This is a genomic window from Curtobacterium sp. MCBA15_005, from assembly GCF_001864855.1.
Classification (GTDB): Bacteria; Actinomycetota; Actinomycetes; order Actinomycetales; family Microbacteriaceae; genus Curtobacterium; species Curtobacterium flaccumfaciens.
The window spans coordinates 1-923 of record NZ_MJGL01000018.1 but is presented as its reverse complement, the minus strand read 5'-3'; the positions used below and the strand labels follow the sequence as shown (position 1 = coordinate 923).

At 70.0% G+C, this 923-nt stretch carries 2 protein-coding genes; both read left to right on the top strand.

Features of this window, described 5'->3' with window-relative positions:
- A partial coding sequence (locus tag BIU89_RS10225; RefSeq protein ID WP_368073333.1) for a Gfo/Idh/MocA family oxidoreductase occupies positions 1 to 495 on the top strand: 495 nt, incomplete at its 5' end.
- A 3-nt stretch (positions 496 to 498) separates the two neighbouring features.
- Positions 499 to 923: TIM barrel protein (locus tag BIU89_RS10220; protein WP_139178959.1), on the top strand; the 425-nt coding region annotated here is incomplete at its 3' end.

Sequence of the window (923 nt, the reverse complement as noted above, 5' to 3'; positions counted from 1 at the left end):
GCGATCACGAGCGTCGAGGTGAAGAAGCCGCGCAAGAACTCCCTCGCGCCGGCCGACCTGCCCGAGCCGCAGTTCGTCCTGTTCACCACCGAGTCCGGCACCATGGCGATCGTCGAGATCAACGTCAACGCCCAGTTCGGCTACCAGGTGACCACCGACGCCGTGTTCGAGTCCGGCGTCGCCTACATCGGCCGCGACACCTCGCTCTCGCTCGCCGCAGCCGGGGCGACCTCGCAGGGCGTCACGCCGTCGTTCAAGGAGCGGTTCGCCGCCGCCTACGACGAAGAGGTCCAGCGCTGGGTCGACGCGGCCCGGACCGGCGGCATCGACGGGCCGAGTGCCTGGGACGGCTACACCGCCTCCGTCGTCGCTGAGGTCGCCGTCCGGGCCCAGCAGTCCGGCGCGCACGAGGTGGTCGAGTACGCGGTCACGAAGCCGGCGTTCTACGACGAGACGATCGACGCGACCGCACCGGCCGCGCTCGCCGGGGCCTGATCGATGCCGAAGATCGCGCTCGACCCGACCCCGTTCCACCACGACCTGTCGCTGCTCGAGTTCCCGCGCAAGGTCGCGGAGCTCGGCTACGAGTACCTGCAGCTCACGCCGCACAAGGACTTCATCCCCTTCTACCGGCACCCGAAGGCCGACGACGACCTGGTCGACGCGTTCGCCGCGGCCTGCCGTGACGCCGGGGTCCAGGTGGCGAGCGTGCTGCCCGTGCTGCGCTGGTCGGGCCCGGACGAGGATGCCCGACAGGCCGCGGTGCGGAAGTGGAAGCGGGTCATCGAGATCACGAAGCGCCTCGGCGTGGACACCATCAACACGGAGTTCTCCGGCCGCCCCGAGCGTGCCGAGGAGTCCGAGGACCAGTTCTACCGGTCGATGGAGGAACTGCTGCCGATCATCGAGGACGCCGGCATCCG